The organism is Neisseria sp. HMSC058F07, from assembly GCF_001810035.1.
Lineage (GTDB): Bacteria > Pseudomonadota > Gammaproteobacteria > Burkholderiales > Neisseriaceae > Neisseria > Neisseria perflava.
Genome location: NZ_KV799684.1, coordinates 1 through 508, shown reverse-complemented (window position 1 = coordinate 508; position 508 = coordinate 1). Strand labels below are relative to the sequence as shown.

General features: G+C 56.5%; 1 pseudogene. It reads left to right on the top strand.

Features of this window, described 5'->3' with window-relative positions:
• A pseudogene (locus HMPREF2696_RS11800) lies at window positions 1-508 on the top strand (RHS repeat family protein); the annotation flags it as partial.

Sequence of the window (508 nt, the reverse complement as noted above, 5' to 3'; positions counted from 1 at the left end):
TCAGGGCCGTTTGTTCCCTTTGCCGGAAGTCGATGAAGATGACGAAGAGCCGGTATTGTTTGAGAGCGAACAGATTTGGTTCAGCAAGAACCCGGACGGCCATTATGTCATTGCTTCTCTGGACGGTTCGATAGCGCTGCGTTTTGCGCCTTTGGTGGTGGCGGAGGACGGTTCTGATGAAGATTCCACCCTCTTCCCGCTGGTCGCGGTGGAAGACGCCAACGGCAACCATCAGCGTTTCGTCTATCATCCGCTGACCGGTCTGCCGCAATACGTCATCGACGGCAACGGCCGGGTGTTCTCGCTAAACTTCGGCAATGTGGCCGATGAGCAGTCGCCTAGAATGCGGCTGCTGTCGGTGTCGCTGTTGGAGGGTTTACCATCCTTTGGCGAAACGGTCCGGGTCGGTATGCCGCTGGTCCGCTATGAATACGACGGCAGTGGTGACCTGATCCGCGTCATCGGCCGCGACGGTAATGTCAAACGCAGCTTCGGCTATAAAAACAAT